General features: G+C 60.8%; 23 protein-coding genes. 9 read left to right on the plus strand and 14 right to left on the minus strand.

From position 1 onward, the window contains the following. Nucleotides 1–126: 126 nt before the first annotated feature. The gene (locus F7R20_RS32355; RefSeq protein WP_373557694.1) at nt 127–831 is read left to right on the plus strand and encodes a methyl-accepting chemotaxis protein; all 705 of its coding nucleotides are present in this window, start codon (nt 127–129) and stop codon (nt 829–831) included. A 112-nt stretch (nt 832–943) separates the two neighbouring features. On the opposite strand, the gene aceA is transcribed toward F7R20_RS32355, so the two are convergent. The 8 genes from aceA to F7R20_RS17165 all read right to left on the minus strand — a co-directional run bounded on the left by aceA (nt 944) and on the right by F7R20_RS17165 (nt 9,067). Next, nucleotides 944–2,269: an isocitrate lyase gene (gene aceA, locus F7R20_RS17130; protein ID WP_003203364.1), complete on the minus strand. Its 1,326-nt coding sequence runs from the start codon at nt 2,267–2,269 to the stop codon at nt 944–946. 455 nt (nt 2,270–2,724) lie between these two features. After that, the gene (locus tag F7R20_RS17135; RefSeq protein WP_003203361.1) at nt 2,725–3,486 is read right to left on the minus strand and encodes a secretin N-terminal domain-containing protein; all 762 of its coding nucleotides are present in this window, start codon (nt 3,484–3,486) and stop codon (nt 2,725–2,727) included. Between the two features lie 166 nt (nt 3,487–3,652). Further along, nucleotides 3,653–4,078, minus strand: a complete 426-nt coding sequence (locus F7R20_RS17140; RefSeq protein ID WP_003203360.1) for a GNAT family N-acetyltransferase — start codon at nt 4,076–4,078, stop codon at nt 3,653–3,655. Then, nucleotides 4,071–5,237, minus strand: coding sequence for a ribosomal protein uL16 3-hydroxylase (locus tag F7R20_RS17145; RefSeq protein ID WP_003203358.1), 1,167 nt, complete (start codon nt 5,235–5,237; stop codon nt 4,071–4,073). The genes F7R20_RS17140 and F7R20_RS17145 overlap by 8 nt, the downstream gene beginning before the upstream one ends. 84 nt (nt 5,238–5,321) lie before the next feature. Further along, the gene (gene purB, locus F7R20_RS17150) at nt 5,322–6,692 is read right to left on the minus strand and encodes an adenylosuccinate lyase (protein WP_003203355.1); all 1,371 of its coding nucleotides are present in this window, start codon (nt 6,690–6,692) and stop codon (nt 5,322–5,324) included. 124 nt (nt 6,693–6,816) lie between these two features. After that, nucleotides 6,817–7,440 carry a high frequency lysogenization protein HflD gene (gene hflD / locus F7R20_RS17155; protein ID WP_003203353.1) on the minus strand — a complete coding sequence of 208 codons (624 nt, stop codon included), beginning with the start codon at nt 7,438–7,440 and terminating at the stop codon, nt 6,817–6,819. After that, a complete protein-coding gene (gene mnmA, locus F7R20_RS17160; RefSeq protein WP_003203350.1) occupies nt 7,437–8,561 on the minus strand; it encodes a tRNA 2-thiouridine(34) synthase MnmA in 1,125 nt (374 codons plus the stop codon). Before mnmA ends, hflD begins: the two co-directional genes overlap by 4 nt. Nucleotides 8,562–8,620: 59 nt before the next feature. Next, the gene (locus F7R20_RS17165; protein ID WP_003203348.1) at nt 8,621–9,067 is read right to left on the minus strand and encodes an NUDIX hydrolase; all 447 of its coding nucleotides are present in this window, start codon (nt 9,065–9,067) and stop codon (nt 8,621–8,623) included. Nucleotides 9,068–9,251: 184 nt separating this feature from the next. Here F7R20_RS17165 and F7R20_RS31660 point away from each other — a divergent pair, with 184 nt between their 5' ends. Continuing rightward, nucleotides 9,252–9,392: a hypothetical protein gene (locus F7R20_RS31660; RefSeq protein ID WP_155767776.1), complete on the plus strand. Its 141-nt coding sequence runs from the start codon at nt 9,252–9,254 to the stop codon at nt 9,390–9,392. A 416-nt stretch (nt 9,393–9,808) separates the two neighbouring features. Here F7R20_RS31660 and F7R20_RS17175 read toward each other — a convergent pair whose 3' ends face one another. After that, the gene (locus tag F7R20_RS17175; protein ID WP_003203346.1) at nt 9,809–12,034 is read right to left on the minus strand and encodes an NADP-dependent isocitrate dehydrogenase; all 2,226 of its coding nucleotides are present in this window, start codon (nt 12,032–12,034) and stop codon (nt 9,809–9,811) included. Nucleotides 12,035–12,516: 482 nt separating this feature from the next. On the opposite strand from F7R20_RS17175, the gene icd reads away from it, so the two are divergent. After that, nucleotides 12,517–13,773, plus strand: a complete 1,257-nt coding sequence (icd, locus tag F7R20_RS17185; protein ID WP_003203344.1) for an NADP-dependent isocitrate dehydrogenase — start codon at nt 12,517–12,519, stop codon at nt 13,771–13,773. A 77-nt stretch (nt 13,774–13,850) separates the two neighbouring features. Here icd and F7R20_RS17190 read toward each other — a convergent pair whose 3' ends face one another. Beyond that, the gene (locus tag F7R20_RS17190; protein ID WP_003203343.1) at nt 13,851–14,120 is read right to left on the minus strand and encodes a cold shock domain-containing protein; all 270 of its coding nucleotides are present in this window, start codon (nt 14,118–14,120) and stop codon (nt 13,851–13,853) included. 226 nt (nt 14,121–14,346) lie between these two features. On the opposite strand from F7R20_RS17190, the gene clpS reads away from it, so the two are divergent. Continuing rightward, complete coding sequence (clpS, locus tag F7R20_RS17195) at nt 14,347–14,709, plus strand: ATP-dependent Clp protease adapter ClpS (RefSeq protein WP_003180089.1); 363 nt, start codon at nt 14,347–14,349, stop codon at nt 14,707–14,709. Nucleotides 14,710–14,738: 29 nt separating this feature from the next. Beyond that, entirely contained in the window at nt 14,739–17,009 is a 2,271-nt protein-coding gene (clpA, locus tag F7R20_RS17200) for an ATP-dependent Clp protease ATP-binding subunit ClpA (RefSeq protein WP_003203340.1), read from the plus strand. 142 nt (nt 17,010–17,151) lie between these two features. Here the strand turns inward: clpA and infA are convergent, their stop codons facing one another. The 4 genes from infA to trxB all read right to left on the minus strand — a co-directional run bounded on the left by infA (nt 17,152) and on the right by trxB (nt 19,979). Next, entirely contained in the window at nt 17,152–17,370 is a 219-nt protein-coding gene (gene infA / locus F7R20_RS17205) for a translation initiation factor IF-1 (RefSeq protein ID WP_002553999.1), read from the minus strand. 122 nt (nt 17,371–17,492) lie between these two features. Further along, the gene (locus F7R20_RS17210; protein ID WP_003203338.1) at nt 17,493–18,200 is read right to left on the minus strand and encodes an arginyltransferase; all 708 of its coding nucleotides are present in this window, start codon (nt 18,198–18,200) and stop codon (nt 17,493–17,495) included. A gap of 57 nt (nt 18,201–18,257) precedes the next feature. After that, nucleotides 18,258–18,938, minus strand: a complete 681-nt coding sequence (gene aat / locus F7R20_RS17215; RefSeq protein WP_003203336.1) for a leucyl/phenylalanyl-tRNA--protein transferase — start codon at nt 18,936–18,938, stop codon at nt 18,258–18,260. An 81-nt stretch (nt 18,939–19,019) separates the two neighbouring features. Further along, a complete protein-coding gene (trxB, locus tag F7R20_RS17220) occupies nt 19,020–19,979 on the minus strand; it encodes a thioredoxin-disulfide reductase (RefSeq protein ID WP_003203334.1) in 960 nt (319 codons plus the stop codon). A gap of 308 nt (nt 19,980–20,287) precedes the next feature. Here trxB and F7R20_RS17225 point away from each other — a divergent pair, with 308 nt between their 5' ends. The 4 genes from F7R20_RS17225 to crcB all read left to right on the plus strand — a co-directional run bounded on the left by F7R20_RS17225 (nt 20,288) and on the right by crcB (nt 25,271). Next, on the plus strand, nt 20,288–22,693 hold the full coding sequence (locus F7R20_RS17225; protein ID WP_003203332.1) for a DNA translocase FtsK: 2,406 nt from the start codon (nt 20,288–20,290) through the stop codon (nt 22,691–22,693). A 57-nt stretch (nt 22,694–22,750) separates the two neighbouring features. Next, a complete protein-coding gene (lolA, locus tag F7R20_RS17230) occupies nt 22,751–23,374 on the plus strand; it encodes an outer membrane lipoprotein chaperone LolA (RefSeq protein WP_003203330.1) in 624 nt (207 codons plus the stop codon). Nucleotides 23,375–23,574: 200 nt separating this feature from the next. Continuing rightward, nucleotides 23,575–24,900, plus strand: a complete 1,326-nt coding sequence (locus F7R20_RS17235; protein WP_003203328.1) for a replication-associated recombination protein A — start codon at nt 23,575–23,577, stop codon at nt 24,898–24,900. Further along, entirely contained in the window at nt 24,897–25,271 is a 375-nt protein-coding gene (crcB, locus tag F7R20_RS17240; protein WP_003203325.1) for a fluoride efflux transporter CrcB, read from the plus strand. Before F7R20_RS17235 ends, crcB begins: the two co-directional genes overlap by 4 nt. The last annotated feature ends 11 nt before the right edge of the window (nt 25,272–25,282 follow it).

The following is a 25,282-nucleotide window of genomic DNA, read 5'->3' on the forward strand; positions in this document are numbered from 1 at the left end:
ATCCGCGATGGCGTTACCCAAATCGCCAGTGCCGCCGAAGAGCTCTCGGCTGTCACCGAGCAGACCAGTGCCGGGGTCAACAGTCAGAAGACCGAGACCGATCAGGTGGCTACCGCCATGCACGAAATGTCGGTCACCGTGCATGAAGTCGCGCGTAATGCCGAACAAGCTCGCGCAGCTGCATCAGAGGCCGATGCACAAGCTCGTATTGGCGACCAGGTGGTCGCGCAAGCCATCGTTCAGATTGAGCGCCTGGCCGGCGAGGTCGGGCGTTCAGTCGAAGCCATGAACGAGCTGGAACAGGAAAGCGGGCGCATCGGCAAGATCATGGACGTGATCAGGGCGGTGGCTGAGCAGACCAACTTGCTGGCCCTTAACGCCGCCATCGAGGCCGCTCGCGCGGGTGACGCCGGGCGCGGTTTTGCCGTGGTCGCCGATGAAGTGCGCGGATTGGCCCAGCGTACCCAGCATTCCACCGAAGAGATTGAAAGCCTGGTGGCGGGCTTGCAGAACGGCACGCGCCAGGTATCGAGCATCATGCGAAACAGCCGCGAACTGACCGACAGCAGCGTGGAATTGGCAGGCAAAGCCGGCACCTCCCTGGGCAACATCACCCAGGCGGTTTCCGGCATTCAGGCCATGAACCAGCAGATTGCCGCCGCCGCGGTGCAACAGAGTTCGGTGGCCGAGGAAATCAGCCGCAGTATCCTGAGCGTGCGCGATGTATCCGAGCAGACCGCCTCAGCCAGTGAAGAAACCGCAGCCTCCAGCATCGAACTGGCGCGCCTGGGTAACCAGTTGCAGCAGTTGGTCAGTCACTTCAAGGTGTGAAAAACGGAGCGGGAAAAACCGGCAAAAAAAAGCCCCGAACCAGTCGGGGCTTCAGATCATCGGCTTTGCGGTTAGCTTTTACTCGGTCCGCAAGGGCCGTTTACGGCGTGTATCAGTGGAACTGTTCTTCTTCGGTGGAACCGGTCAGTGCGGTCACCGACGAAGTGCCGCCCTGGATCACGGTGGTCATGTCGTCGAAGTAGCCGGTGCCCACTTCCTGCTGGTGAGCGACGAAGGTGTAGCCCTTGGCGGCGTCAGCGAACTCTTGCTCTTGCAGCTTCACGTAGGCGGTCATGTCGTTGCGGGCGTAGTCGTGCGCCAGGTTGAACATGCTGTGCCACATGTTGTGAATGCCGGCCAGGGTGATGAACTGGTGCTTGTAGCCCATGGCGGACAGTTCGCGCTGGAACTTGGCGATGGTCGCGTCGTCCAGGTTTTTCTTCCAGTTGAAGGAAGGCGAGCAGTTGTACGACAGGATCTGGTCTGGGTATTCCTTCTTGATCGCTTCGGCGAAGCGACGCGCCTCGTCCAGGTCCGGCTTGGCGGTTTCGCACCAGATCAGGTCGGCGTACGGTGCGTAGGCCAGGCCACGGGCGATGGCTTGGTCGAGACCGGCACGCACCTTGTAGAAGCCTTCCTGGGTGCGGGTACCGGTTACGAACGGTTGGTCGTACGGGTCGCAGTCGGAGGTCAGCAGGTCAGCGGCGTTGGCGTCGGTACGGGCCAGGATGATGGTTGGTACACCGGCAACGTCGGCGGCCAGGCGGGCAGCGGTCAGCTTCTGCACAGCTTCCTGGGTTGGAACCAGTACCTTGCCGCCCATGTGGCCGCATTTCTTCACCGAAGCCAGTTGGTCTTCGAAGTGAACGCCGGCGGCGCCTGCTTCGATCATGCTTTTCATCAGCTCGTAGGCGTTCAGGACGCCACCGAAACCGGCTTCAGCGTCAGCCACGATCGGCGCGAAGTAGTCGATGTAGCCTTCGTCGCCCGGGTTCTTGCCGGCTTTCCACTGGATCTGGTCGGCGCGACGGAACGAGTTGTTGATGCGCTTGACCACGGTTGGAACCGAATCCACCGGGTACAGCGACTGGTCGGGGTACATCGACTCGGCGGAGTTGTTGTCCGCGGCCACTTGCCAGCCCGACAGGTAGATCGCCTGGATGCCGGCCTTGACTTGCTGCACAGCCTGGCCGCCGGTCAGGGCACCCATGCAGTTGACGAAATCTTTCTCGGGACGGAAGGCTGGCTTGGCGCCCTGGGTGACCAGGTTCCAGAGCTTGTCGGCGCCCATTTTCGCAAGGGTGTGCTCAGGTTGAACCGAGCCACGCAGACGGACGACGTCAGCAGCGGAATAATTGCGCTTCACGCCTTTCCAGCGCGGGTTTTCAGCCCAGTCTTTTTCAAGGGCTGCAATTTGCTGTTCGCGTGTCAGTGCCATGGAGATAAACCTCGTCGCATAGGTCTTGGTGGAAAATTCCTGCTCCTGCCGACCAGGGGTTGGCGTACAAGTCGGTTCAGGCGGGGAGGCGACGGGATGAACGATGGGCTCGAGGGGAAAGTGAGCAGGTAGGGGCGAACTGCGGGCGCATTCGGGCGTCGTGGGCCTCCATACGAACTCAGAGTGATGCCGGGTTACCTAGTTACGCTTCCGTCCCTCGGGACAACTTCGTTCCAGTCGCAACCTCGTCAAACACACCTTGTGGGCGGTACAGACACGAATCGGCTCGCAGGGTAGTTGCAAGCGTCGACCCGAAGGCCCTTGCCAGGGCCCCTGATTAGCGGGAGCGAGGCCATCATGCCTTCGGTTTTTTGCCTCGTCAAACGTTTTGTAGTGCTTTTTTTATAGCACTACATCTTTGGTCTAATACGACTCATCAGTCAGTTTTTGGTGCTTCAGTTCAGGGTATCGACCTTGACCCGCAAAATCATGTCGTCGCGGCCCTGGGTAGAGTAGCTGCGGGTCAGGCCCTGCTTGTCGGCTTGAGTCTGGCGATTCACGCCGGCCAGGGTGATCCATTCGCCCAGGCGACCGCTGACGGTTGTGTCGGTACTCTGAACGTTCACTACATCGGGACGTTCCTGGCTCATGCGGTCACGGTTGGTACTGATGCTGAGATGAACGGTCTCGCCGGTGACGCTCGCCGTGACATAAAAACCCTGGGTGACGTTGCGGTATTCGGTCTGGCTTTGCAGGCGGCCGTAGTTGTCGGTCTGGCTGCTGGTGAAGGGCACGCTCTGGCCGACCTGGATCAGCGCCGGCTGGCCTTCGCTGGCTTGCACCTGCTGCACGCCGCCGTCACGGCTGGCGGTGCTGCGGTTGATGATGCGGGTCTGGCTGGGCGCGGCGCCGTTGATCGAGTAACCCTGGTCGCCCTGCAGGTTGTTTTCGTTGGTGTCGACCGTAATCAGCAGGCGCTTGGGCGCAGTGTCCAATTGGGCCAGGAACTGCCGGAGTTCTTCGATCTTGCCGGGCTCGGCGTTGACGATCAGTTGGTTGCCGTAGGCGCTGACCTGGCCGTCCTTGCCGATGAAGTTCTGTGCCACCGGCAGCAGGTCGGCGCTGGTGCGGTAGTTCAGCGGCACGATTTGCGTATCGGCCACGGCTGACAGGCTGCTACCAAGCAGCAAGAGGGTCAGCAGGGTGCGTAGAAGCATGTCCATTTCTCCATGAGACAAAGGCCTGATATTGCCAGTTTGTCGGCCCCGGGTGGCGCAAGTTGAATGTTAGACGGCAAAACGCCCCGGCATCGGTAGATGGCGGGGCGTTTCGAGGTTGCATGATTCATTTGTGGCGAGGGAGCAAGCTCCCTCGCCACAGGTTTCAGGCCGAGCGCCGCACCATGTCCACATGCGGAATCCCGGCTTCCAGGAACTCCTCGCTGACCACTGCAAACCCCAGCCGCTCATAGAACGGCGTGGCGTGCACCTGGGCGCTGAGCATCTGCTGCTGGAGCCCACGCTTCTCGGCTTCGGCGATCACGGCGTGCATCAGCGCATCGCCCACCTTCAGGCCACGCCAGTCCTTGAGGACCGAGACGCGGCCGATATGGCCGTCGGTCAGCAGGCGGGCGGTGCCGATGGGAAAGTCGCCTTCAAACGCCAGAAAATGCACCGCGCTCTGGTCGTCGGCATCCCATTCCAGCTCAGGTGGAACGGACTGCTCGGCAATGAACACGGTCTCACGAATGCGCCGGATCTCGGCGTTATCCTTTTGCCAGTCTGCGACACGAACGTGAATTTTATTCATCAGCGAACCCCAGGCTGCCTTGCTTGACCAGCTCGCAGACCAGGCCGCGACCGTCTTCGTCGGCCAGCCACGGACCGAGGTTCTCGATGTGCAGGGCGTCGGCGGCGCAGATCATTTTCAGCAACTCGCGCAGCTTGCCCGGCAGGTAACGGCTCTGGCCGCTGGCGAACAGCAGCAGGTCGTCATCGACTTCCGACCAGGCCAGGCGCGCGCTCGGGTTGCGAATGATCACGGCACCTTGTTCCAGGCTGGCCAGCAGGTCGTCTTCTTCCAGTTCCGGGCCCACCACCAGTTCCGGGTAGCGCGGCTCGGTCATGAACTGGCCAAACCAGGTCAGCAGCAGGCGCTCGTCGCTCATGTGCTCGGCCAGCAAGCCCTTGAGGCGGTCGAGGGCGTCCTGCTGGATCTGGTGCGGATCGGCTACAGGGCGTGCGTCGGCGTCGGTGTAGCGTTCTTCGTCCGGCAGGAACTGGCTGAGGAAGTCGGTGAAGTGGGTCAGGACTTCAGCGGCGCTCGGCGCACGGAAACCCACCGAGTAGGTCATGCAGTCGTCCACGGCCACGCCGCAGTGCGCCAGGCGCGGCGGCAGGTAGAGCATGTCGCCCGGTTCCAGGGTCCACTCATCGGTGGCTTCGAATTCAGCGAGGATGCGCAGGTCGGCGTGCTGCAGCAGCGGGCTTTCGGAGTCGCACATCTGGCCGATTTTCCAGTTGCGCTGGCCGTGGCCCTGCAGCAGGAACACGTCATAGTTATCGAAATGCGGACCCACGCTGCCACCGGGTGCGGCGAAGCTGATCATCACGTCGTCGATGCGCCAGCTCGGCAGGAAGCGGAAGTTCTCCAGCAGCTCGCTGACTTCCGGTACGAACTGATCGACCGCCTGTACCAGCAGGGTCCACTCGCGCTCTGGCAGCTTGCTGAATTCGTCTTCGGCAAACGGGCCGCGACGCAATTCCCAGGGACGCTCGCCATGCTCGATCACCAGGCGCGACTCGACTTCTTCTTCCAGGGCCAGGCCGGCCAGTTCGTCGGCATCGATCGGGCTTTGGAAGTCAGGAATCGCCTGACGGATCAGCAGGGGTTTTTTCTGCCAGTAGTCGCGCAGGAACTCCCGTGCCGTGATGCCGCCCAGGAGTTGCAGAGGAATATCAGGATTCATGTGTAACCTATTGAAAAAATATACTTTTCAGACGCGAATAAAAACGCCCGGCGCGGCCGGGCGTCTCAAAGGTAAAGCCGTGGATCAGATGCGCTTGGCTTGTGCTGCTGCGTTGCCGATGTAACTGGCCGGCGTGAGCTTTTTCAGCTCAGCCTTGGCGTCGGCAGGCATGTCCAGGCCATCGATGAAAGTCTGCAACGCTTGAGGGCTGATGCCCTTGCCACGGGTCAGTTCTTTCAGCTTTTCATACGGGTTTTCGATGTTGTAGCGACGCATCACGGTCTGGATCGGTTCGGCCAGGACTTCCCAGCAGGCGTCCAAGTCGGCGGCGATCTTCTGCTCGTTCAGTTCCAGCTTGCTGATGCCCTTGAGGCTGGCTTCGTAGGCAATGACGCTATGGGCAAAACCCACGCCCAGGTTGCGCAGCACGGTGGAGTCGGTCAGGTCGCGCTGCCAGCGGGAGATCGGCAGTTTGCTCGCCAGGTGCTGGAACAGCGCGTTGGCGATGCCCAGGTTGCCTTCAGAGTTTTCGAAGTCGATCGGGTTGACCTTGTGCGGCATGGTCGAGGAACCGATTTCGCCAGCGATGGTGCGCTGCTTGAAGTAACCCAGGGAAATATAGCCCCAGATGTCACGGTCGAAGTCGATCAGGATGGTGTTGAAGCGCGCGATCGCATCGAACAGTTCGGCGATGTAGTCATGCGGTTCGATCTGGGTGGTGTAGGGGTTGAAGCTCAGGCCCAGCTCGTCTTCGATGAAGGCGCGGGCGTTGGCTTCCCAGTCGATGTCCGGGTAGGCCGACAGGTGGGCGTTGTAGTTGCCCACGGCGCCGTTGATCTTGCCCAGCAGCGGCACGGCGGCCACCTGGGCGATCTGGCGCTCCAGGCGGTAGACCACGTTCGCCAGTTCCTTGCCCAGGGTGGTCGGCGAAGCCGGTTGACCGTGGGTGCGCGACAGCATCGGCACGTCGGCGAAGCGGATCGCCAGCTCGCGGATGGCCTGGGCGGTCTGGCGCATCAGTGGCAGCATCACCTCATCACGGCCTTCGCGCAGCATCAGGGCGTGGGACAGGTTGTTGATGTCCTCGCTGGTGCAGGCGAAGTGGATGAACTCGCTGACATTGGCCAGTTCCGGCAGCTTGGCCGCCTGCTCCTTGAGCAGGTATTCGATGGCCTTGACGTCGTGGTTGGTGGTGCGCTCGATCTCTTTGACGCGCTCGGCGTGCTCCAGCACAAAATTTTCTGCGAGGGCGTTCAACACCGCGTTGGCTTCGGCGGAAAACGCCGGGACTTCGCTGATGGCAGGGTGGGCGGCCAGGCGCTGGAGCCAGCGCACTTCAACCAGGACGCGGGCACGGATCAGGCCGTACTCGCTGAAAATCGGGCGCAGGGCCTGGGTTTTGCCGGCGTAGCGGCCGTCAACAGGGGAAACCGCAGTGAGCGAAGAGAGCTGCATGGGGTGTTCTCGGACAGTCGGGCAACGAAATGGGGCGCGTATCATACATGAAAACAATCGCCGGTCCGTCGCCAACTGACCGGCGTATTACGCGTAACGAACTAAAAAAACGGGTTGAGGCGACTTATTCGTTGCGCATCAACGGGTAAAGCTCTTTAAGCAATTTGCGCCGGCTGATCACCAGTTGCCAGCGATGGCCGCCCAACTGCCGCCACAGCCGTGCCGAACGAATACCGGCCAGCAACAGGGCGCGGATCTTCGAGGCATTGCTCGGTTGCTGCAGGTTGCGCATGTCGCCATGCACCTGGATGCGCTGGCGCAAGGTGCTCAGGGTGTCCTGGTACAGCGCGCCGCAGGCCGCGACGACGTTTTCGTGGGACGGGCCGAAGTGCTCCACCTGGGACTGGATCTGCGGCAAGCGTTTGCCGATGGTTTCCAGCAGGTCGTCGCGCTTGGCCAGCTGACGCTCAAGGCCCAGCATCGACAGGGCATAGCGCAGCGGTTCGCGTTGCAGGGCGCTGGGATCGCGCTCCAGGGCGCCAATCAGCGCACGATAGCCTTCGCGCAGGTTCAAGTCGTCGCCGCCGTAGACTTCCAGGGTGTCCTTGGGGTCGCGAACCAGCAGGCTGCCGAGCATGCAGGCCACGCCCGCTTCGGTGGCCTGGCCGGTCTTGGCGATCCTGTCCACCAGCACGGCGGCGAGGAATACGCCGCCCAATGCCGTCAGTTGTTCCTGGATGGGGGTCATGCCTTGCTGCTCCAGGGCTCTGCGACTTCGATCACACCGCCGCCCAGGCAGATTTCGCCGTCATAGAACACCACGGACTGGCCGGGGGTGACCGCCCGCTGCGGGTCATCGAAGGTGGCACGGTAGCCCGTGGCGGTTTTTTCCAGGGTGCAGGGCTGGTCGCTCTGGCGGTAGCGAACCTTGGCCGTCAGGCGGCGTGGTTCGCCGAGGTCGATCGGGTTGACCCAATAGATATCGGAGGCGAGCAGGGCGCGGGAAAACAACCATGGGTGGTCGTTGCCCTGGCCGACGATCAGCTCGTTGTGCTCCAGGTCCTTGACCAGCACGTACCACGGCTCTTCGCCGGCGTCTTTCAGGCCGCCGATGCCCAGGCCCTGGCGCTGGCCGATGGTATGGTACATCAGGCCATGGTGACGGCCGATGACTTCGCCTTCGGTCGTCTTGATCTCGCCCGGCTGGGCCGGCAGGTATTGCTTGAGGAAGTCGCTGAAACGGCGCTCACCGATAAAGCAGATCCCGGTGGAGTCTTTTTTCTTGGCCGTGGCGAGCTGGTGTTTTTCGGCGATCGCGCGCACTTCGGGCTTTTCCAGTTCGCCTACCGGGAACAGGGTCTTGGCGATCTGCTCGCCGCCGACGGCGTGCAGGAAGTAGCTCTGGTCCTTGTTCGGGTCCAGGCCCTTGAGCAGTTCGGTGCGGCCGTCGATGTCGCGGCGGCGCACGTAGTGGCCGGTGGCGATCAGGTCGGCACCGAGCATCATGGCGTAGTCGAGGAACGCCTTGAACTTGATTTCGCGGTTGCAGAGGATGTCCGGGTTCGGCGTGCGGCCGGCCTTGTACTCGGCCAGGAAGTGCTCGAACACGTTGTCCCAGTACTCGGCGGCGAAGTTGGCGGTGTGCAGCTTGATGCCGATCTTGTCGCACACGGCCTGGGCGTCCGCCAGGTCGTCCATGGCGGTGCAGTATTCGGTGCCGTCGTCTTCTTCCCAGTTCTTCATGAACAGGCCTTCCACCTCATAACCCTGCTCGATCAGCAGAAGGGCGGAAACGGAAGAGTCCACGCCGCCGGACATGCCGACAATGACGCGCTTCTTGGATGTGTCAGAAGGAGCTGGATCACGCATAGGAGTTCAATGAGTGTCTTGAAAAAGGACGCGATTCTATCAGGCCCGGGCGCACAAGGCTAAAGAGAAGGACGGATCAGCGTCAGACTGTGGCAATGGCCGGCCAGATAATCGTCGATGCAGCGGATGATCAGCTCGCTGCGCCAGTGCTCGCGCTGTTCGAGCAGTTCGTCGCGGGTCAGCCATTTGGCGCCGAGGATGCCGTCGTCCAGTTGATACTCGGGGTGGTGTTTCAAGGCCTTGGCGGCGAAACAGACGCGCTGGTAGGTCACACCGTTGCTGGGGGCGGTGTACAGGTAAATACCCACCACGGCCGTGGGTTCGACGTCCCAGCCGGTTTCTTCCAGGGTTTCGCGCACGGCGGCTTCGATCAGGGTTTCGTTCGGGTCAAGGTGGCCGGCGGGCTGGTTGAGCACTGCGCGTCCGGCCTTGGATTCTTCCACCATCAGGAAGCGGCCGTTGTTTTCGACGATGGTGGCGACGGTGATGTGGGGTTGCCAGTTCATAAGGTTCCTTTATTGCTCAGATTGGGGGGGATCGAGTACATATCCGTTTTTGTAGTAACGGCCGCTTAGGGTTCCGCCCTGACGGCGGCTTACTTTTGAAAAGCGCAAAAGTAAGCAAAACGCTCTTGCCCCACCACTCGGTGCCTCGCTTAGGCTCGGCATGCCCTCTCTCCGGCATTGCTCCGTGGGCCGCCGCGAAGGGCCATCCATGGCCCAGCGCGGCTATCCCGGCATCCATGCCGGGATGCCCACTCCACAATGCCTGCGTTCGGCCATCGTGGTTAACGGGGCGCCCCAGATCAAGATCAAAAGCGAGGCGGCCTAACGGCCGGCCTGGTTCTCCTGGTCATACACCTGTCAGATCTGTGGGAGCAAAGCTTGCTCGCGAGGCGGCCTAACAGCCGGCCTGGTTCTCCTGGTCATACACCTGTCAGATCTGTGGGAGCAAAGCTTGCTCGCGAGGCGGCCTAACGGCCGGCCTGGTTCTCCTGGTCATACACCTGTCAGATCTGTGGGAGCAAAGCTTGCTCGCGAGGCGGCCTAACAGCCGGCCTATCTCTCCGACCGTACCCCGATCTTATTGTGGGAGCGAGCTTGCTCGCGATAGCGGTGGGTCAGTCAATATTTGAATTGAATGATGAATTGCAATCGCGAGCAAGCTCGCTCCCACAGGGGTGGGTTCTAAATGCCAGAAACACAAACCCCGGCACTAGGCCGGGGTTTGTGGTACTGCCTACAACCTTACACCAGCGCAGCAATCGCCGCGTTGAAGGTGTTGCTCGGGCGCATGGCCTTGCTGGTCAGCTCCGGATTGGCGAAGTAGTAACCGCCGATGTCCACGGGCTTGCCTTGCACGGCATTGAGTTCGGCAACGATTTTTTCTTCGTTGTCGGTCAATGTCTTGGCCAGGGAAGCGAACTGAGCCTTGAGGGCTGCGTCGTCGTCTTGAGCGGCCAGTGCCTGGGCCCAGAACAGGGTCAGGTAGAAGTGGCTGCCGCGGTTGTCGATGCCGCCGACCTTGCGCGAAGGCGACTTGTTGCGGTCCAGGAACTCACCGGTAGCCTGGTCCAGGGTCTTGGCCAGCACCAGTGCTTTAGGGTTGTTGTAAGTCACGCCCAGGTGCTCGAGGGACGCAGCCAGGGCCAGGAACTCGCCCAGGGAATCCCAGCGCAGGAAGTTTTCTTCCAGCAACTGCTGCACGTGCTTGGGGGCCGAGCCGCCAGCGCCGGTTTCGAACAGGCCACCGCCGTTCATCAGCGGCACGATCGACAGCATCTTGGCGCTGGTGCCCAGTTCCATGATCGGGAACAGGTCGGTCAGGTAGTCGCGCAGTACGTTGCCGGTCACCGAGATGGTGTCCTTGCCTTCGCGGGTGCGGGCCAGGGTGAACTTCATCGCGTCGACCGGCGACATGATGCGGATGTCCAGGCCGGCAGTGTCGTAGTCCTTCAGGTAGGTCTGGACTTTCTCGATCACGACGCCGTCATGGGCGCGCATCGGGTCCAGCCAGAAGATCGCCGGGGTGCTGCTGGCGCGGGCGCGGTTGACGGCCAGTTTGACCCAGTCCTGGATCGGCGCGTCTTTGGTCTGGCACATGCGGAAGATGTCGCCAGCTTCGACGCTCTGCTCCAGCAGGGTGCGACCGTTGCTGTCCGAAACACGGACCACGCCGTCGACCTTGATCTGGAAGGTCTTGTCGTGGGAGCCGTACTCTTCGGCTTTCTTGGCCATCAGGCCAACGTTCGGCACGCTGCCCATGGTGGTTGGGTCGAAGGCGCCGTGTTGCTTGCAGTCTTCGATCACCGCCTGGTAGATGGTGGCGTAGCAGCGATCCGGGATCACGGCCTTGGTGTCGTGCAGTTGGCCGTCGGTGCCCCACATCTTGCCGGAGTCACGGATCATGGCCGGCATCGAGGCGTCGACGATGACGTCGCTCGGCACGTGCAGGTTGGTGATGCCTTTGTCGGAGTTGACCATCGCCAGGGATGGACGCGCTGCGTAGACCGCCTGGATGTCGGCTTCGATCTGCGCCTGCTGCTCGGCCGGCAGGGCCTTGATGCGGGCGTACAGGTCGCCGATGCCGTTGTTCAGGTTGAAGCCGATCTGCTCCAGCACCTGTGCGTGCTTGGCCAGGGCGTCTTTATAGAACTCGGCAACGATCTGGCCGAACATGATCGGGTCGGAGACCTTCATCATGGTGGCCTTGAGGTGAACCGACAGCAGGACGCCTTTTTGCTTGGCGTCTTCGATTTCAGCGGCGATGAAGTCGCGCAGGGCGTTTTTGCTCATCACGGCGCAGTCGAGGATCTCACCGGCTTGTACGGTGGTTTTTTCCTTCAGGACAGTGGCAGTGCCATCCTGGGCGATCAGCTCGATTTTCACGCTGCCGGCGGCGTCGATCAGGGCGGCTTTTTCGCTGCCGTAGAAATCACCGGTGCTCATGTGGGCTACATGGGATTTGGAGTCGGCTGCCCAGGCGCCCATCTTGTGCGGGTGCTTGCGGGCGTAGTTCTTGACCGACAGCGGCGCGCGACGGTCGGAGTTGCCTTCGCGCAGGACCGGGTTCACGGCGCTGCCCTTGATCTTGTCGTAGCGGGCGCGAGCGTCTTTCTCGGCGTCGCTGGTCACGGTTTCCGGGTAGTCCGGCAGTGCGTAGCCCTGGGCCTGCAATTCCTTGATCGCGGCCTGCAGTTGCGGTACCGAGGCGCTGATGTTCGGCAGCTTGATGATGTTGGCTTCGGGCGTAACGGCCAGGTCGCCCAGTTCGGCGAGGTGGTCGGCTACGGCTTTGTCACCCAGTTGCTCGGGGAAGCTGGCCAGGATGCGCCCTGCGAGGGAGATATCGCGGGTTTCCACGGCGATATCGGCCGAAGCGGTAAAGGCTTCGACGATCGGCAGCAGCGAGTAGGTGGCGAGGGCGGGCGCTTCGTCGGTGAAGGTATAGATGATCTTCGAGCGGGTGGGCATATTCGGATTAACTCTCTTCTTTGCTAAAGCATGCGCAGAAACTCGAGGGGCGCCGGGTAAGCGCGTTCGTTCAAAGTCATCCGTGAACCGAATGTCGAGGTTTCTTCGCGGTGATGTTGGGTGCATCAGTCGAGCGTCAAGCGGTTGGGCCGCGGTAACGGTCCGGCTTTTAAACTGGCGGAAAGACCTGTGATAGAGCGCTCAGCCAGTGTGACCCTGTGGTCAGCGGCGGCATTATACATAGGTAGCTGGCAATCTGCCGATGGTTCATAGACTTCCGTACACGTCCATTGGTCTAAACGTCGCAGTACCCAAGGAGCAGGCTATGCTCATGTTTGGCGCTTTTCCCTTGGTTTTCAGGGTTGTACACCGCGAACTGCAACGCTTTACCCCGGATGAGCCTAACGTAGGGTTTGCGCGCCGATTCAAGTGGGGTACGCTCGAACGCAGCCAGATGTTCAATCCAAGCAACGGAGTTCAGCATGGGGTATCAAAAGATTCAGGTTCCAGCCGTCGGTGACAAAATTACCGTCAATGCAGACCATTCTCTTAATGTTCCCGACAACCCGATCATCCCCTTCATCGAAGGCGACGGCATTGGCGTCGATATCAGTCCGGTCATGATCAAGGTTGTGGACGCTGCGGTTCAGAAGGCCTATGGCGGCAAGCGCAAGATTTCCTGGATGGAAGTCTATGCCGGTGAGAAAGCGACTCAGGTCTACGACCAGGACACCTGGCTGCCCCAGGAAACCCTGGACGCGGTCAAGGATTACGTGGTTTCCATCAAGGGTCCGCTGACCACGCCGGTGGGCGGTGGTATCCGTTCGCTGAACGTGGCCCTGCGCCAGCAGCTCGACCTGTACGTGTGCCTGCGTCCGGTGCGCTGGTTCGAAGGCGTGCCAAGCCCGGTCAAGAAGCCTGGCGACGTGGACATGACCATCTTTCGCGAGAACTCCGAGGACATCTACGCTGGCATTGAGTGGAAGGCCGGTTCGGCTGAAGCCACCAAGGTCATCAAGTTCCTGAAAGAAGAAATGGGTGTGACCAAGATCCGTTTCGACGAGGACTGCGGCATCGGCATCAAGCCGGTTTCCAAGCAAGGCACCCAGCGCCTGGCTCGCAAGGCCTTGCAATATGTTGTCGACAATGACCGCGATTCGCTGACCATCGTGCATAAAGGCAACATCATGAAGTTCACCGAAGGTGCCTTCAAGGAATGGGCCTACGAAGTGGCGGCCGAGGAGTTCGGCGCGACCCTGCTCGACGGCGGGCCGTGGATGCAGTTCAAGAACCCGAAGACCGGCAAGAATGTCGTCGTCAAGGACGCCATCGCCGATGCGATGTTGCAGCAGATCCTGTTGCGTCCGGCCGAATATGACGTGATCGCCACCCTGAACCTGAACGGTGACTACCTGTCCGACGCCCTGGCGGCGGAAGTGGGTGGTATCGGTATTGCGCCAGGCGCCAACCTGTCCGACACCGTGGCAATGTTCGAAGCCACCCACGGTACCGCGCCCAAGTATGCCGGCAAGGACCAGGTCAACCCTGGCTCGCTGATCCTGTCGGCGGAAATGATGCTGCGTCACATGGGTTGGACCGAAGCGGCCGACCTGATCATCAAGGGCACCAACGGCGCGATTTCGGCCAAGACCGTGACCTATGACTTCGAACGTCTGATGGAGGGCGCCAAGCTGGTGTCGTCTTCGGGCTTCGGTGATGCCCTGATCTCGCACATGTAAGCGGATCGGCGCTCAGCGCGAATGCCCGGCTCGAGTGATCGAGTCGGGCATTTTCATTTGTCCGGTGCGGCGGCCGGTCAATGGGTCTCGGTGACCCTGACCTGGACAGGGGCGGGCGTTTCTTCGACGGTGACAACCCTGATGTTGACCGCGTGCAGGCCCTTGGGTCCCTGGATGACGTCGAACGTCACAGGCTGTCCGGCCTTCAGGGTTTTATAGCCTTCCATGTTGATGGCCGAGTAATGGGCGAAAAGGTCTTCATCATCCCTGCCGGCCGCGATAATGAAACCGTAGCCCTTGGCATTGTTGAACCATTTCACCTTGCCATTCATCTTGACGACCGACATAACCCATTTCCCTCTGCAACGCACTCCATCACTGGAGTATCATCCAGTCCATCCGCAGGCTAATCTTGAAGTAAGGATAGATTCCACGGACCTTTTTAACCCACGATGGGCTCTATTGGTTGTAACACCGTTTTGCCGATAGTCAAGGTGGCCGGGTGGTCGTGGTTGAAATCGCCCACAAGCGCCCCCATCACTGTATTCGCCAACTAAACGAACCTTTCTTTCCATGCATGCAGTCAGCCAGATTCGACTAACATTCAATCAGGATCGCCCGGATCTACACGACGACGATTCCGCAGGCATTGCTGTTCAGGAGGCAAAGCCTGCATTACAGGCGCCACCGATGTACAAGGTGGTTTTGTTCAACGATGACTACACACCGATGGATTTCGTCGTCGAAGTGCTCGAGGTGTTTTTTAACCTGAATCGCGAGCTGGCGACCAAGGTCATGCTGGCCGTCCATACAGAGGGACGGGCAGTATGTGGAGTGTTTACCCGCGACATCGCCGAGACGAAGGCCATGCAGGTCAACCAGTACGCCCGGGAAAGCCAGCATCCGCTACTCTGTGAAATCGAGAAGGACGGTTAACGCCGACCACTTGGGTATGAGGTGAAGCTATGTTAAACCGCGAGCTCGAAGTCACCCTCAATCTTGCCTTCAAGGAGGCTCGTTCGAAGCGTCATGAATTCATGACCGTCGAACACCTGCTGCTGGCCCTATTGGATAACGAGGCTGCCGCCACCGTTTTGCGTGCCTGCGGCGCGAACCTCGATAAACTCAAGCATGATCTGCAGGAGTTCATCGACTCCACCACGCCATTGATCCCCGTCCATGACGAGGATCGCGAAACCCAGCCAACCCTGGGCTTCCAGCGTGTCCTGCAGCGTGCTGTCTTCCATGTACAGAGCTCGGGCAAGCGTGAAGTCACCGGCGCCAACGTGCTGGTTGCCATCTTCAGCGAGCAGGAAAGCCAGGCGGTGTTCCTGCTCAAGCAGCAGAGCGTTGCGCGTATCGATGTCGTCAACTACATCGCCCATGGCATCTCCAAGGTGCCGGGGCATGGCGATCATTCCGAGGGTGAGCAGGATATGCAGGACGACGAGGGCGGTGAGTCTTCTTCTTCAGGCAACCCATTGGATGCCTATGCCAGCAACCTGAACGAACTGGCACGCCAGGGACGCATTGACCCGCTGGTCGGGCGCGAAGCGGAAGTCGAGCGTGTCGCACAGATCCTGGCTCGGCGTCGCAAGAACAACCCATTGCTGGTGGGCGAGGCGGGCGTGGGCAAGACCGCAATCGCCGAAGGCCTGGCCAAGCGCATCGTCGACAACCAGGTGCCGGACCTGCTGGCCAACAGCGTGGTGTACTCCCTCGATCTGGGTGCCTTGCTGGCCGGTACCAAATACCGCGGTGATTTCGAGAAACGCTTCAAGGCGTTGCTTGGCGAGTTGAAAAAACGTCCGCAAGCGATCCTGTTCATCGACGAGATCCACACCATTATTGGTGCCGGGGCGGCGTCGGGTGGGGTCATGGATGCGTCTAACCTGCTCAAGCCGTTGCTGTCGTCGGGTGATATCCGTTGCATCGGCTCGACCACGTTCCAGGAATTCCGCGGGATCTTCGAGAAAGACCGTGCCCTGGCCCGGCGTTTCCAGAAGGTCGATGTGTCGGAGCCTTCGGTGGAAGACACCATAGGTATCCTGCGCGGCCTGAAAGGGCGTTTCGAGCTGCACCACAACATCGAATACAGCGATGAAGCCCTGCGCGCGGCGGCTGAGCTGGCCTCGCGTTACATCAACGACCGGCACATGCCGGACAAGGCCATCGACGTCATCGACGAAGCGGGTGCCTACCAGCGCCTGCAACCGGTGGAGAAACGCGTCAAGCGCATCGAAGTGCCTCAGGTCGAGGACATCGTGGCGAAAATCGCGCGTATTCCGCCTAAGCACGTCACCAGTTCCGACAAGGAGCTGCTGCGTAACCTGGAGCGTGACCTGAAGCTGACGGTGTTCGGCCAGGATGCGGCCATCGACTCGCTGTCGACCGCCATCAAGCTGTCCCGCGCCGGTCTCAAGTCGCCAGACAAGCCAGTGGGTTCGTTCCTGTTCGCCGGTCCTACCGGTGTCGGCAAGACCGAGGCCGCGCGGCAGCTGGCCAAGGCAATGGGTATCGAGCTGGTTCGCTTCGACATGTCCGAGTACATGGAGCGCCACACCGTATCGCGTCTGATCGGTGCGCCTCCAGGCTATGTCGGTTTCGACCAGGGCGGCCTGCTGACCGAAGCCATCACCAAGCAGCCACACTGCGTATTGTTGCTCGATGAAATCGAGAAGGCGCATCCGGAAGTCTTCAACCTGCTCCTGCAGGTCATGGACCACGGTACGCTCACCGATAACAACGGGCGCAAGGCGGACTTCCGCAACGTGATCATCATCATGACCACGAACGCCGGTGCCGAAACCGCGGCTCGAGCTTCGATCGGTTTCACCCATCAGGACCACTCGTCCGATGCGATGGAAGTGATCAAGAAGAGCTTCACGCCTGAATTCCGCAACCGCCTGGACACCATTATCCAGTTTGGTCGCCTCAGCCATGAAGTCATCAAGAGCGTGGTGGACAAGTTCCTTACCGAACTTCAGGCGCAGCTCGAGGACAAGCGTGTATTGCTGGAAGTCACCGATGCGGCCCGCAGTTGGCTGGCAGAAGGTGGTTACGATGTGACGATGGGGGCGCGGCCGATGGCTCGCTTGATCCAGGACAAGATCAAGCGTCCGCTGGCCGAGGAAATCCTCTTTGGCGAACTGGCCGAGCATGGCGGTGTGGTCCACATCGACATCAAGGACGGCGAACTGACCTTCGACTTCGAAACCACGGCCGAAATGGCCTGATCGTTAGTCGCAACACAGCAAAAGGCGCCGAAAGGCGCCTTTTTGCTATTCCAGCCCCACACCAATCCCTTGTGGGAGCGAGCAAGCTTGGCTCCCACAAACAAAAACGCCCGGCATCAGCCGGGCGTTTTGTATTGACTTGTTAGCGAGCGCGGTAAGTGATGCGCCCTTTGCTCAAGTCATAGGGCGTCAGCTCGACGCGCACTTTGTCACCGGTAAGAATACGAATGTAGTTCTTGCGCATCTTGCCGGAGATATGCGCGGTTACGACGTGCCCATTTTCCAACTCCACACGAAACATGGTGTTGGGCAGGGTGTCGACGACAGTGCCTTCCATTTCGAAGCTGTCTTCTTTCGACATGCAGTAAAGCCCTCGGTATCCAGTGAATGGCCCGGTGCAACTGCGCCAGGCAAAAGCGGCGTGCATTGTGCCCGAAAAAGGGGGTTCAAGCCAAGGGGTTCTAGCTTTTAAGCCGAAGGGATCTAACTCAGGACAACCCACCGCTGGTTAATCAGCAGTTCAATGGGGCGATATTGGGTCTTGTAGTTCATTTTCTTGCAGTTCTTGATCCAGTAGCCCAGGTACACCGCTTCCAGTCCCAGGCGCCGGGCTTCGTTGATTTGCCAGAGGATGGCAAACCGCCCCAGGCTGCGCCGTTCTTCGTCTGGCTCGTAGAAGGTGTACACCGCCGAAAGCCCATTGGGCAGCAGGTCCGTGACGGCGATGGCGACCAGACGCCCTTCGAGGCGGAATTCGTAGAAGCGGGAAAACGGCAGATCACGTACCAGGAAGGTCGAGAACTGATCCCGACTGGGCGGATACATGTCGCCATCGGCATGGCGTTGTTCGATGTAGCGCTGGTACAGGTCGAAATATTCTTCAGTGAACTGCGGCTTGGCTGGGCGGACCTGAAGGTCGGCGTTGCGCTTGAAAATGCGTTTCTGCTGACGATTGGGCAAAAATTGCGCCACAGGGATGCGCGCCGGGACGCAGGCGTTGCAATGCTGGCAATGGGGCCGGTAGAGATGGTCGCCACTACGACGAAAGCCCATTTCCGACAGGTCTGCGTAGACATGCACATCCATGGGCTGGCTAGGGTCGAGGAACAGCGTCGTGGCCTGCTCCTCTGGCAGGTAACTGCAAGAGTGGGGCTGAGTGGCATAGAACTTCAAGCGCGCCAACTCGGTCATGATCAACCCTCGGATAAGCTTTTAAATTTAAGTGTAAGCCACGAGCGCGAATGTCGCTCAGCAAACCCAGGTTGCGTGGTTGGGTTGATCCAGATGGGCCTTGAGATAGCCCGCAAACTCAGTCCGTGGAATCGAGCGGGCGCCCAGGCTGTGCAGATGCTCGGTGGGCATCTGGCAGTCGATCAGCACGAAACCGGCGGCCTTGAGGTGTTGGACCAGCCTCGCGAAGCCGAATTTCGACGCATTGTCGGCCCGGCTGAACATGGACTCGCCAAAAAACAGCTGGCCCATGGCCAAGCCATACAGGCCGCCCACCAATGCCCCTTGGTCCCACACTTCCACCGAATGGGCGAAACCGCGTCGGTGCAGTTCCAGATAAGCGGTTTGCATGGCGTCGGTGATCCAGGTGCCCTCGGCATAGTCCCGCGGCGCGGCGCAGGCCTGGATGACCGCGGCAAAATCCCGATCGAACGTCACTTCATAGCGCTGCTTGCGCAGCAGTTTGCCCAGGCTGCGGGATATGTGCAGTTCGTCGGGAAACAGCACCGTGCGCGGGTCCGGCGACCACCAGAGGATCGGCTGCCCCTCGGAAAACCATGGGAAGCAACCATGGCGATAGGCCTGGATCAGCCTGTCGGCGGATAGATCGCCACCGGCGGCCAATAACCCGTTGGGATCGCGCATGGCTTTTGCCAGTGGCGGGAACTCGAAAGTGTTGCGTTGTAACCAGGTCAGCATTGGTATCCGGCTTAGTAGAAGGGGAGGGCGGCAGGTGGCGGGCCTCGTCCATCAGCGAGCGCCCGCCTGGAAGGTTAACCGTCAAACGGCCGGGATGTCATCGAGATACTTCTCTGCGTCGAGTGCGGCCATGCAGCCAGCGCCGGCGGAGGTAATCGCTTGGCGATAGACATGGTCGGCCACATCGCCGGCGGCGAACACGCCTTCGATATCGGTCGCGGTGGCGTTGCCTTCGTTGCCGCCGCGTACGAGCAGGTAGCCGTCACGCATCTTCAACTGGCCCTGGAACAGCTCGGTATTGGGTTTATGGCCGATAGCAATGAACACGCCGGCCAGGGACAGGGTGCTGGTTTCGCCGGTCTCGCTGTGGCGCAGGCGCGCGCCAGTCACGCCGCTGGCGTCGCCCAGGACTTCGTCCAGGTTCTGGTTCCAGTGCAGCTTGATATTGCCGCTGGCGGCCTTTTCGAAGAGTTTGTCCTGCAGGATCTTCTCTGAACGCAGCTTGTCGCGACGGTGGATCAGGTGCACTTCCCTGGCGATGTTCGACAGGTACAGGGCTTCCTCGACCGCGGTATTGCCGCCGCCGACCACGGCCACCACCTGGTTGCGATAGAAAAAGCCATCGCAGGTCGCACACGCCGAAACTCCCTTGCCGGCGAAGCTTTCTTCCGAAGGCAGTCCCAGGTATTGGGCTGAGGCACCGGTGGCAATGATCAGCGCATCGCAGGTGTAGGTGCCGCTGTCGCCGATCAATTCGAATGGGCGCTGTTGCAACTTGGCGGTGTGGACATGGTCGTAGACGATCTGCGTGTCGAAGCGCTCGGCGTGCCGTTGCATGCGTTCCATCAGTACCGGGCCCGTCAGGCCTTCGACATCGCCGGGCCAGTTATCGACTTCCACCGTGGTGGTGAGCTGGCCACCGGCCTGCAGACCGGTAATGACAACGGGTTTGAGGTTGGCGCGGGCAGCATAGACGGCAGCGCTGTACCCCGCAGGGCCGGAACCGAGAATGATCAGGCGTGAATGCTTCACTTCGCTCATAAAAAACACCTCATAAGCCTTTGTCACAAAAGAGAATGCATGGTCCAATTGGCGCGTGTACACCCTGTATCCGGCTATGCTGTCAGGCAATGCCTTGGCGCGGACAAACCCGTACAATGCTTGAGTTTTGAACGCAGGATGGGCTAAAGATCAAAATCTTCGGCAACACCTGCGGTTTTCTGGATGCACCCCACAGTGGTAAAAGTAGTACCGGTTGTGCACATTCACTTTTTTACCTGCTCGTCATGGGCAGTTTTTTATAGTCATTCAACAGATGGACGCGCCGTTGGCGCAGGAAAAGAAGCGTTTTGAAGAAATCCACCGCAGCACCCAAACCAGTCGTTCCGCTCTGGCGCCAGCAATTGCACTACCGGCTCAAGGAAGGTGCGTTGATCGCCATCGGCGCCCTGTGCCTGTTCCTGATGATGGCCCTGCTGACCTACGGCAAGGACGATCCGGGCTGGAGCCATAACAGCAAGATCGACGACGTGCAGAACTTCGGCGGTCCGGCCGGTTCCTACAGCGCCGACATCCTGTTCATGGTGCTGGGCTATTTCGCCTACATCTTCCCGCTGCTGCTGGCGATCAAGGCCTATCAGATCTTCCGCCAGCGCCACGAGCCGTGGCAGTGGAGCGGCTGGCTGTTCTCCTGGCGCCTGATCGGCCTGGTGTTCCTGGTGTTGTCGGGGGCCGCGCTGGCCCATATCCATTTCCACGCGCCCACCGGCTTGCCGGCCGGGGCGGGCGGGGCGCTGGGGGAAAGCCTCGGCGACCTGGCCAGGAACGCCCTGAACATCCAGGGCAGCACGCTGCTGTTCATCGCCCTGTTCCTGTTCGGCCTGACGGTGTTCACCGACCTGTCATGGTTCAAGGTCATGGACGTCACCGGCAAGATCACCCTCGACCTGATCGAGCTGATCCAGGGCGCCATGAATCGCTGGTGGGCGGCGCGCACCGAGCGCAAGCAACTGGTGGCGCAACTGCGTGAAGTCGACGACCGTGTCCACGACGTGGTAGCCCCGACGACGCCGGACAAGCGCGAGCAGGCCAAGGTCAAGGAGCGCCTGATCGAGCGTGAGCAGGCGTTGAGCAAGCACATGTCCGATCGCGAGAAACAGGTGCCGCCGGTCATCACCATGGCCCCGGCCAAGCCGCCCGAGCAAAGCAAGCGCGTCCAGAAAGAGAAACAGGCGCCGCTGTTCGTCGACAGCGCGGTGGAAGGCACCTTGCCGCCGATCTCGATCCTGGACCCGGCCGAGAAGAAACAGCTCAACTACTCGCCCGAATCCCTGGCGGCCGTCGGCCATTTGCTGGAGATCAAGCTCAAGGAGTTCGGCGTCGAGGTCTCGGTGGACTCGATTCACCCGGGCCCGGTCATCACCCGCTACGAAATCCAGCCGGCCGCCGGCGTGAAGGTCAGCCGCATCTCCAACCTCGCGAAAGACCTGGCGCGTTCCCTGGCCGTGACCAGCGTGCGGGTGGTGGAAGTGATTCCCGGCAAGACCACCGTGGGCATCGAGATTCCCAACGAAGACCGGCAGATCGTGCGCTTCTCCGAAGTGCTGTCGACGCCTGAGTACGACAACCACAAGTCGCCGGTCACCCTGGCCCTGGGCCACGACATCGGCGGCAAGCCGGTCATCACTGACCTGGCGAAAATGCCCCACCTGCTGGTGGCCGGTACCACCGGTTCCGGTAAGTCGGTGGGCGTGAACGCGATGATCCTGTCGATTCTGTTCAAGTCAGGTCCCGAAGACGCCAAGCTGATCATGATCGACCCGAAAATGCTCGAGCTGTCGATCTACGAAGGCATCCCGCACCTGCTCTGCCCGGTGGTCACCGACATGAAGGACGCCGCCAACGCCTTGCGCTGGAGCGTCGCCGAGATGGAGCGCCGCTACAAGCTGATGGCGAAGATGGGCGTGCGCAACCTGTCGGGCTTCAATGCCAAGGTCAAGGAAGCCGAAGAGGCCGGTACGCCGTTGAGCGATCCGCTGTATCACCGCGAAAATATCCACGACGAAGCGCCGCTGCTGCACAAGCTGCCGACCATCGTGGTGGTGGTGGACGAATTCGCCGACATGATGATGATCGTCGGCAAGAAGGTCGAAGAGCTGATCGCCCGTATTGCCCAGAAGGCCCGTGCGGCCGGTATCCACCTGATCCTCGCCACACAGCGGCCGTCGGTGGACGTGATCACCGGCCTGATCAAGGCCAACATCCCGACCCGCATGGCGTTCCAGGTGTCGAGCAAGATCGACTCGCGGACCATCATCGACCAGGGCGGTGCCGAGCAGCTGCTTGGTCACGGTGACATGCTCTACATGCCGCCGGGCACCAGCCTGCCGATCCGTGTGCATGGCGCGTTCGTCTCCGACGACGAAGTGCACCGCGTGGTGGAGGCCTGGAAACTGCGTGGCGCTCCTGAATACAACGACGACATCCTCAACGGTGTCGAAGAAGCCGGCAGCGGTTTCGAGGGCAGCAGCGGCGGCGGTGACGACGATGCTGAAACCGATGCGCTCTATGACGAAGCGGTGCAATTCGTCCTGGAAAGCCGCCGGGCCTCGATTTCTGCCGTTCAGCGCAAGCTGAAGATTGGCTACAACCGCGCCGCCCGCATGATCGAAGCCATGGAAATGGCCGGGGTGGTGACGGCCATGAACACCAACGGCTCGCGCGAAGTACTGGCGCCGGGCCCGATGCGCGACTAACGACCCGGGCGGCCTGCTGACAGACCGCTCGACCCCCACGACTTCATGAGGACTCCCATGCGCCTGATTCGCATGTTGCTGTTGCCCGTACTGGCCTTGTCTACTTTGTCGGCCCACGCCGGCGAAAAGGACGTGGCTCGCCTGACCCAATTGCTGGGAGGCTCCCAGACCCTGACCGCGCGTTTCTCCCAGTTGACTCTCGATGGCAGTGGTACCCAGTTGCAGGAAACCGCTGGCGACATGGCCCTGCAGCGTCCAGGCCTGTTCTACTGGCACACCGATGCGCCAGCCGAGCAATTGATGGTCTCCGATGGCAAGAAAGTTTCCCTGTGGGACCCGGACCTGGAGCAGGTGACCATCAAGACCCTCGACCAGCGCCTGACCCAGACGCCGGCGCTGCTGCTCTCCGGTGACATTTCCGAGATCAGCCAGAGCTTCGAGATCACCTCCAAGGAGGCCGGTGGCGTGATTGACTTCACCCTCAAGCCCAAGACCAAGGATAGCCTGTTCGACAGTCTGCGCCTGTCGTTCCGTAACGGCCTGGTCAACGACATGCAACTGATCGACAGTGTTGGCCAGCGCACCAATATCCTGTTCACCGGGGTCAAGGCCAACGAGCCGATCGCCGCGTCCAAGTTCAAGTTCGATATCCCCAAGGGTGCGGACGTGATCCAGGAATAAACCAAGACCCCCTGTGGGAAATGGCCTGTAGGAATGGTCTGTGGGAATTGGTCTGTGGGAGCAAGGCTTGCCCGCGATACAGGCACCTCGGTGTATCTGGTAGACCGAGGCGATGCAATCGCGGGCAAGCCTTGCTCCCACAGGTCTGCTCCGGCAGAGATCATCGGCACCAGGATTCAGTGGAGGTTGCATAAGTAGTGATGGACCTGTTTCGAAGCGCCCCGATTGCCCAGCCCTTGGCCGCCCGCCTGCGCGCGACCAACCTGGATGAGTACGTCGGCCAGGAGCATGTGCTCGCCCGCGGCAAGCCTCTGCGCGAGGCCTTGGAGCAGGGTGCGTTGCACTCGATGATCTTCTGGGGCCCGCCGGGCGTGGGCAAGACCACCCTGGCGCGACTGCTGGCGGAAGTCTCGGACGCCCATTTCGAAACGGTGTCGGCGGTACTGGCCGGGGTCAAGGAGATCCGCCAGGCGGTGGAAGTGGCCAAGCAGCAGGCCGGGCAATACGGCAAGCGCACGATCCTGTTCGTCGACGAAGTCCACCGTTTCAACAAGTCCCAGCAGGACGCATTCCTGCCCTACGTCGAAGACGGCACGCTGATTTTCATCGGCGCCACCACCGAAAACCCCTCGTTCGAACTCAACAACGCCTTGCTGTCGCGGGCGCGGGTCTATGTGCTCAAGAGCCTCGACGAGGCGGCGATGCGCAAGTTGGTGCATCGCGCGCTGACCGAGGAGCGCGGCCTGGGCAAGCGGCATCTGAGCCTCAGCGATGAAGGCTTCCAGATCCTGTTTTCAGCCGCCGATGGCGATGGCCGGCGCTTGCTCAACCTGCTGGAAAACGCCTCGGACCTGGCCGAAGACGACAGCGAGATCGGCGTCGAGCTGCTGCAAAGCCTGCTGGGTGACACCCGTCGGCGCTTCGACAAGGGCGGCGAGGCGTTCTACGACCAGATTTCGGCGCTGCACAAATCGATCCGCGGTTCCAACCCCGACGCGGCCTTGTACTGGTTTGCGCGCATGATCGACGGCGGCTGCGATCCGCTGTACCTGGCGCGGCGGGTGGTGCGCATGGCCAGCGAAGACATCGGTAATGCCGACCCGCGGGCCCTGAGCCTGTGCCTGGCGGCCTGGGACGTGCAGGAGCGCCTCGGCAGCCCGGAAGGCGAGCTTGCCGTGGCCCAGGCGATCACCTACCTGGCCTGCGCGCCGAAAAGCAACGCCGTGTACATGGGTTTCAAGGCGGCGATGCGCAGCGCTACCGAGCACGGTTCCCTCGAGGTGCCGCTGCACCTGCGCAACGCGCCGACCAAGCTCATGAAGCAGCTGGGCTACGGCGAAGAATACCGTTACGCCCACGATGAGCCGGACGCCTATGCCGCCGGCGAAGACTATTTTCCCGATGAACTCGAACCCCAGCGCTTCTATCAGCCGGTGCCTCGTGGCCTGGAGCTGAAGATCGGCGAGAAGCTCAACCACTTGGCGCAACTGGACCGCTTGAGTCCACGGCAGCGGAGAAAACCTTGATCCCCTTGATTCTTGCAGTTTCCGCCGGTGGCGTTGCGGGTACGTTGGTGCGCTTCGCGACCGGCAACTGGATCAACGCAAATTGGCCGCGGCACTTCTATACCGCGACGCTGGCCGTTAATATCTTGGGCTGTCTGCTGATCGGTGTTCTATACGGTCTGTTTTTGATGCGCCCGGAAGTGCCTATCGAGGTGCGTGCGGGCCTGATCGTCGGCTTTCTTGGCGGCCTGACGACCTTTTCATCCTTTTCACTGGATACGGTGCGCTTGCTGGAAAGCGGGCAAGTGCCGCTGGCCCTGGGCTATGCGGCCATCAGCGTATTCGGCGGGCTGCTCGCCACCTGGGCTGGCCTGTCCTTGACCAAACTTTGATAACGAGAGAC

Origin of the sequence: Pseudomonas brassicacearum subsp. brassicacearum, from assembly GCF_008801605.1 — a bacterium.
Lineage (GTDB): Bacteria > Pseudomonadota > Gammaproteobacteria > Pseudomonadales > Pseudomonadaceae > Aquipseudomonas > Aquipseudomonas brassicacearum.